Origin of the sequence: Geoalkalibacter sp. (assembly GCF_030604225.1) — a bacterium.
Classification (GTDB): domain Bacteria; phylum Desulfobacterota; class Desulfuromonadia; order Desulfuromonadales; family Geoalkalibacteraceae; genus Geoalkalibacter.
Genome location: NZ_JAUVWH010000151.1, coordinates 1 through 7,212, shown reverse-complemented (window position 1 = coordinate 7,212; position 7,212 = coordinate 1). Strand labels below are relative to the sequence as shown.

Sequence of the window (7,212 nt, the reverse complement as noted above, 5' to 3'; positions counted from 1 at the left end):
CGGAATGTTTAAAAAGCCCTTATCCGGCCTATCTTTGACTACCGAGGAGAATACCCGAGATGCAGTCGTCCGAATTTCAGGAGCAGAGCTCCCTCTGCCCGCTGAACCGTCGAACCTTCATCAAAGGTCAGCTTATTGCCTTGGCCGCCCTGGCGCTTCCCGCCCCGGCACTGGCCTTGGCCCGACCTTCCGCCCGTGAACGCTCCCTGTCCTTCTACAACACCCACACCGGGGAAAATCTCAAGAACGCCGTTTATTGGGTCAATGGCGGTTATGTGGAGGAAACCCTCGAGGACATCAGTTTTCTGCTGCGCGATTTCCGCCAGAACGAAACAGCGCCCATCGACCCCGCGCTGCTCGACCAGATTTTCGCCTTGCGCAAGACCCTGGGCGTCAAAAATCCCGTGCACATCATTTCCGGCTACCGCTCGCCCCTGACCAACCAGATGCTGCGCGAGCAGGGCCGAGGCGTTGCCAGGCGCAGCCTGCACATGGATGGCCGCGCCGTGGATCTGCGCATCCCCGGTTGCGATCTGCGTACCGTGCAGCGCGCCGCCATCCGCATGCAGCGCGGCGGCGTGGGCTATTACCCGCGGTCGAATTTCGTCCATCTCGATACCGGCGCGGTGCGTTCCTGGTAAGTCGGCATCCGCTTCCCGGGGATTTTCTGAAAAAGGCCTCCGTGCTTTCACGGGGGCCTTTTTGCATTTGGCGGCGAAAGAGCCGCGGTTGTCATTTTGTAATGAAAAAGAGATTTAGGAAACGGTCCCGAAACCGCGTCGCGACAATGCCTGCGGGCCGACGCAAACGAGTTGAAATCGAACGCTTTTGCCGCGGAGGCAGCGACCCGTCCGAAAAAAAATCTTCGCGTCTCCCGAAGTGGGTCTATTTTTGCAAAGAGAACTAAATTCGCGGAATGTCTCAAGTCCCCCGGGCCTGGCGTGATTTCCCCGCCCAGGGGGGCGCTTTGTCACTTTGGATGCCGCCTATGTCCCTCGACCAAGATTACGCCCCTGCGCCGCCCTGGCAAATAGCCGCCGGCGCCTCCTCGTCCATGCTCCTCGCCGAGGGCCGCGCCGGGCGCTTCGCCGATGCCCGTCAACGTAGCATCCTGGTGGCCAAGGCGCGCTGGATCATTCTGGCTCTGATCACCAGCTATGGTTTGGTCGCGGGTATCCTCTTCGCCTTCAGCGATCACGGCTTTTTTCTTTCCACCACCCAGTTCTGGGTGCTTCTGGTGTCGGTCCTGGCCGTTCTGATTTACAACGGCCTGTACCATTTCGGCAATGCGCGCCTGCGTGAACTGCCCCTCGGCGACTCCCTCCAGATCGCCTTGGACTTGTTTCTGGTGACCTTGCTCATTCATTACAGCGGCGGCGGCGCCAGCTGGTTTTGGCCCGTCTATCTGATCGTCACCCTCGAAGCGGCCATCCTGCTCGAAGAACCACGTCAGGTCTGGGGCTTCGGCTTGCTGGGCGGCGCCTTCTACGGCGCCATGCTGGTCGGTGAGTTTATCGGCCTGTGGCCGGCGGTGCAGATGCCCTTCGTCGAAGCCGGACGCCAGGATGATGGCCTGTATCTGGTGCTCATGTGGTGCTGGGTGAGTCTGCTCAACGCGACCCTCGTCGTCGTCGGCACCTACCTGATGGGGGTGATCCGCCGCGAAAATCTCGCCTTGGGCGAGAGCGAGCAGCGTTTGCGCGGCTTTCTCGAAACCGCCAACGACCTGATCTTCAGCGTGGACGGCAACGGTCGCATTCTCTACGCCAACCGCAGCTGGCAGCAGGCCACCGGCTACGACCCGGCCCGCACGCCCGCGCTGACCATCCTCGACATCCTGCACCCCGAGACGCGCAACGCCTGCTACCGTGATTTTCTCAAGGTGATGGCCGGCGATCAGGTGGCGCTGGTGAGCAGCCGTTTTGTCGCCCGCGATGGGCGGCTGGTCGACGTTGAGGGATCCCTGACCCGCGCCGTGACCCAGTCGGACAGCGAGGCGCTGCTGTGGGTGATCTGCCGCGATGTGTCGGAACGCAAGCGCGCCGAAGCCCAGCTGCTGCACATGGCGCATCACGACCTGCTCACCGGCTTGCCCAACCGCGCCTGTTTCATGGAGCGTCTCAATCAGGCCATCTCCCTCGCCAAGCGCAACCGCAAGATGGTCGCCGTGCTGTTTCTGGATCTGGACCGCTTCAAGATCATCAATGATACCCTCGGCCATCCCCTGGGCGATTGTCTGCTCAAGGAGATGGGACAGCGCCTGCTGCAATGCGTGCGTGAGGCGGATACCGTCGCGCGCCTGGGCGGCGATGAGTTCACCATCTGCCTGAGCTCCCTCGACCAAGCGGAGGGTGCGGAGCGGGTCGCCGGCAAGATTCTCAAGGCCCTGGCCCAGCCCGTGTGGCTCGACGGTCACGAGCTGTTCATCACCACCAGCATCGGCATGAGCCTTTTTCCGGGAGATGGCGAGGATGCCCTGGGGCTGATCAAGAAGGCCGACATCGCCATGTACGCCGCCAAGGCCCAGGGGCGCAACAACTGGCAGTTCTACCTGGCGAGCATGGATTTCGACGCCGATCGGCGTCTGGTGCTGGAAAACAGTATTCGTCGCGCCATTGAATATGAGCAGTTCCTCCTGCATTACCAACCCAAGGTCGATATCGCCAGCGGTCGGGTCACCGCCATGGAAGCCCTCGTGCGCTGGCAGCATCCCGAACTGGGACTGCTGCCGGCCGGCGATTTCATTCCCCTGGCCGAGGAAACGGGGCTCATCTTTCCCCTGGGTGAATGGGTGCTGCGCGAAGCCTGCGCCCAGAATCGTCGCTGGCAGGACCAAGGGCTGCCGCCGGTGCGGGTGGCCGTCAATATTTCCGGCTATCAGCTCCAGCAGAAAAATCTCACCGAAAAAATCCGCGAAATTCTTGACGAAACCGGATTGGAGGCGCGCTGGCTGGAAATTGAGGTGACCGAAACCGTGGTCATGCAGAACCCCGATTTCGCCGTGGCCGTTCTCAAGCAGCTGACCGACCTGGGAATCCACATCGCCATCGACGATTTCGGCACCGGCTATTCGTCCCTGGCGCATCTCAAGCGTTTTTCCGTCAACACCTTGAAAATCGACAAATCCTTCATGCGCGACATCGAAATCAGCGCCACCGATGCCGCCATCGCCACCGCCATCATCGCCATGGGCAACAGTCTCAAGCTCCAGGTCATCGCCGAGGGGGTCGAGACCGAGGGGCAGCTCGATTTTCTCAGGAAACAGAGCTGTCAGGAGATGCAGGGCTATCTTTTCAGCCGGCCTCTGCCCGCCGAGGAGGTGGCGGAGCTATTGACGCGCTCCTCGCTTCAGCAATGAATGCGTGGCGATCCCGCGCAATACCTTAGTGCTTTCAGTCTGATTGAAGAAAAAAGGTTATTCTCATGGCCGCCATTCAAGACGTTCTTCGACAGGATATCAAACTCCCCTCGCCGCCGGCCATCGCCGTGCGCATCCTCGAAGCGGTGCGTGGCGATGACAGTTCCTTTCGCGACCTCGGGCGCATCATTGCCGCCGACCCGGCCCTGAGCGCCAAGATCCTGCGGGTGGCCAATTCCTCCGTCTATTCCCTGCGCTACCCCGTCGACACCATTGAAAAAGCCATCGGCGTGCTCGGCGTCGACCAGCTCAAGAACATTGCCCTGTCCTTCGTCATCGCCCAGGGCATGCGCGGCAGTTCCGAGGGCGAATTCAGCTTCGATTATTTCTGGCGCCGTGCCATCACCGCCGCTGTGGGCGCTGAACTGGTGGCCGAGCGCATGGGGTGCAAAACCCAGGACACCTTCGTGACGGCCCTGCTCATGGATCTGGGCATCGTCGTCATGTACGGCTGGGATACCAAGGGCTACCTGCGGGTGCTCGGCGCCAAGCGCGCGCGCAAGGAGGCGATCGTCGTTCTCGAAAAGCGCGCCTTCGGCTTCGATCATGGCGAGTTGGGGGGCGAGCTGCTCAAATCCTGGGGGTTGCCGGAATCCATCTGGCGCGCGGTGCGCAACCATCACGGCGGGGTGGAGGGGGCCGCGACTTCGGATCCGAGCGGCGAGGTTCTGGTGCTTGCCGACGCCCTGTCCTCCATCTATCATGGCTCGCGCGCCTCGCAGCGCCTCGCCTTCGTCAAGGAGCGGCTGACCCACTTGGGGCTCGGCGCGGCGGACGTCGACGCACTGATCGATGCCGTGGCGGAAAAAACCCTGGAAGTGCTCTCCTCTTTCGATCTGGATCCGGGAAAGCTCAAGCCTTTTTCGCAATTGCTGCAAGAGGCCAATGAGGAGCTGGGCAAGCTCAATCTCTCCTATGAGCAATTGGTGATGGAGCTCAAGCAGGCCAAGGAAAAGGCCGAACGCCTTGCCGAGGAACTGGCCGAAGCCAACGACAAGCTTCAGGAGCTGGCGTTTCGCGACGGCCTGACCGGACTCTACAACCATCGCTATTTTCAGGATCTGCTCAGCCAGGAGGTCAAGCGGGCGGTGCGCTATCATCGCCCAATCGGACTGGTGATGTTCGACATTGATCATTTCAAGAAAATCAATGACAATCACGGCCACCCGGTGGGCGATCAGGTGCTCAAGGCCTTGGCGCGAAAAATCGAATCCCTGACCCGCCGCACCGACGTGGTGGCGCGCTACGGCGGCGAGGAGTTCGCCGTGGTGTTGCCGGAAACCGATGCCAAGGGGGTGGGGGTTCTGGCCCAGCGGCTGCGGCGCGGCATCGAGCAGTTGCCCATCGCGACCGACGCGGGAGAATTGCGCATCACGGTGAGCGTTGGCGCCACCTGTTATGACGCGGAACAGGGTTTGTGCTGCAAGGATGAGCTTATCGAGGCCGCGGACGCCGCTCTCTACGCAGCCAAAAGAGCTGGGCGCAATCAGGTCGGCTTTCAGGCGCTCGCCCTTCTGGAGGAGAAGAACGCATCATGAGTGAACCGGATCGTCGCCAGACCTATCCGCGGGTCGAGCGTCGGCAACGGCCCGATATTTGGGTGCGTTCCCTGGAATGGCTGGTGGTGGTCAGCTGGATGCTGCTGCTTCTGGCCCTGATGGTGCTCTCCAAGGCCAAGCCACAGGTGGAAACCTTCTTCGAACGCTATTATCAGTTGCCCCTCGACAGCACCTGGAACCTGGAGTTGCTGTTTTACCTGCGCCTGCTGATGGGGGTGGGGTTGTTCCTGAGCAGCGCCGGTCTGGTCATCAATTGGCGCCGCAGCCGCCGCGCCGGCGACGAGTATCGTATCTCTCTCCTGATTCTGGGGGGCATTTCCCTGTTCGGCCTGCTTTTTCCCTCCCTTATTCAATAATCCCTGCCGTGCGACTGTCTTAGCCGGGTCCGGCGAAGAGGGTGTTCTCCAGCAATATCTTCACGCCGATGGCGCACAGCACCAACCCGCCGAAGACTTCGACGCGCGGCCCCCAGGCCGCGCCGATGCGCCGTCCCAGCAGCATGCCGGCCAGGGTGAAGGTGCAGGCCACCAGGCCGATGACCAGGGCCGGAAACCAGACGCTGATCTCCAGCATGGCCAGACTCAGCCCCACCGCCAGGGCATCGATGCTGGTCGCCACGGAAAGCAAGAACAGCGACAGGCCGCGTGTCGGGTCGCGGTGCTCCCGCAAGGCTTTTTCCTCCTGAAAGGCTTCCCACATCATCTTGCCGCCGATGAACATCAGCAGCCCGAAGGCCACCCAGGGGGCATAGGCGGAAATCCACTGCTGCACGGTCAGTCCCGCCAGCCAGCCGATAATAGGCATCAGCGCCTGAAAAAGCCCGAAGTGAAAGCTCAGCCGGAAGACATGGCGAAAGGTCATGCGCGGCAGGGTCACGCCGACCCCCAGGGCGACGGCAAAGGCATCCATGGCCAGGGCCACGGAGAGTCCGATCAGAGTGAGAAAACCCATTCAGTCTCCTGACAAGTCGTTTTCCGACGAAAAAAAACGCGGCACCCCGATGGATACCGCGCAAGAATTGTCGCGAAGAAGAACCGCTTCTGTCAAGCCGGGAGTTGTCAGCCGGGAGTTGTTCGGCGCCCGAGCGCACCCTGTTTTTCGGCCTTTTCCCTACTGCAATTGCTTGTGCCAGACATTCATGCTTTCCAGTTCGCCGGAAATGTCGGTGTTGTGGGTGAGGGTGCCGCTGAAGGCGTAGCCGTGCTTGGCGAAGGTGATGTTCATGCCGAAGCTGTAGGCGCGGGCGATGGTGTAGGCGGTGCGGTAATTGCGTCTCGCCAGCTCGCCTTCCATTTCCGCCAGCAGCGCCTGGGCCAGTCCCGCCCCGCGATAGGACGGCAGGGTTGCGAAATCGGTCATTTCCGCGTTCAGGTCGGCGGGGTAGGTTTCGGCGGAGGAAATGGCCACCAACTGTTCGCCCTCGAACACGCCCCAGTAAAGGATGTTGTCCTCCAGGGTCTCGCGCAGGTATCCGGGGTCGTGAATCGGGAAGGGATAGCTGGCGAACACCGTGCGGTAGAGCTCGGCCATGGCCGGGGTGTGAGGCGCGCCGAGCCTGCGCAGGTAAAAACCCTCGGAGAGCGGACGGCCGCCTGATTGGCCGGCCTTGGCACGGGCGGCCGCGATGACCTGGAGCACGGTTTCCGGCCGGCGTTCCTTCCGGCGTTTTGGACAGAAATATTTGGCCACGAAAAATCCATCCTCGCGCCCGGCGAAAAAGCCGGGAACCCGCGCCTCCTCTCGGTAGCCCGCGTGGGCGAAGGCCTGGCGCGCCCTCGCGGGCACCTTGGCGAAAATCTTGGTGTAGCCTTTATTATTGGCCAGCAGGTCCAGGCGCGGCACCAGCGTGGGGGCTTCCTCCGGAGCAAGTTTCATCAGGTAGATGCGATCGTTGTTCTTGCCGTGCTGGATGCGCGAACCGCCCACCTGTTCAATCACGTCATTCATGGCCCCTCCTTTCCATGCGCTCATTGTTCTCGGGCGTCAAGGAAATCGTCGGGTTCCAGTCCGAGAGCAGCATTTCAATGCCCGTGGCGCGATATTCCTCGGCGTCGCCGAGCTTGAGATGCAGGCGGCAGGCGTTGCAGTCGCGGTTGCAGAAATCGGCTTCGTAGCGGTCGGGTTCCTGATAGGTGGTGATGACGCCTTCGTAATTGCGCAGCACCACCTTGTTGGTCGACAGGGAAATCAAATAGTTGGGATTCATGGGGATCTTGCCGCCGCCGCCGGGCGCGT

General features: G+C 61.5%; 6 protein-coding genes and 1 pseudogene. 4 read left to right on the top strand and 3 right to left on the bottom strand.

The annotated features are described in order from the left end of the window. Positions 1-59 precede the first annotated feature (59 nt). The 4 genes from QAT43_RS13425 to QAT43_RS13410 all read left to right on the top strand — a co-directional run bounded on the left by QAT43_RS13425 (position 60) and on the right by QAT43_RS13410 (position 5,333). On the top strand, positions 60-641 hold the full coding sequence (locus QAT43_RS13425; RefSeq protein ID WP_305043593.1) for a DUF882 domain-containing protein: 582 nt from the start codon (positions 60-62) through the stop codon (positions 639-641). A gap of 347 nt (positions 642-988) precedes the next feature. After that, entirely contained in the window at positions 989-3,358 is a 2,370-nt protein-coding gene (locus QAT43_RS13420) for a putative bifunctional diguanylate cyclase/phosphodiesterase (protein ID WP_305043592.1), read from the top strand. Positions 3,359-3,423: 65 nt separating this feature from the next. Next, positions 3,424-4,956, top strand: coding sequence for a sensor domain-containing diguanylate cyclase (locus QAT43_RS13415; protein WP_305043591.1), 1,533 nt, complete (start codon positions 3,424-3,426; stop codon positions 4,954-4,956). After that, positions 4,953-5,333, top strand: coding sequence for a hypothetical protein (locus QAT43_RS13410; RefSeq protein ID WP_305043590.1), 381 nt, complete (start codon positions 4,953-4,955; stop codon positions 5,331-5,333). Before QAT43_RS13415 ends, QAT43_RS13410 begins: the two co-directional genes overlap by 4 nt. A gap of 19 nt (positions 5,334-5,352) precedes the next feature. Here QAT43_RS13410 and QAT43_RS13405 read toward each other — a convergent pair whose 3' ends face one another. From QAT43_RS13405 to QAT43_RS13395, 3 genes and pseudogenes are all read right to left on the bottom strand, one after another. Beyond that, entirely contained in the window at positions 5,353-5,928 is a 576-nt protein-coding gene (locus QAT43_RS13405; RefSeq protein WP_305043589.1) for a manganese efflux pump MntP, read from the bottom strand. A gap of 159 nt (positions 5,929-6,087) precedes the next feature. Next, positions 6,088-6,924: a putative beta-lysine N-acetyltransferase gene (gene ablB / locus QAT43_RS13400; protein ID WP_305043588.1), complete on the bottom strand. Its 837-nt coding sequence runs from the start codon at positions 6,922-6,924 to the stop codon at positions 6,088-6,090. Further along, a pseudogene (locus tag QAT43_RS13395) lies at positions 6,917-7,212 on the bottom strand (lysine 2,3-aminomutase); the annotation flags it as partial. The gene ablB and the pseudogene QAT43_RS13395, both read right to left, overlap by 8 nt.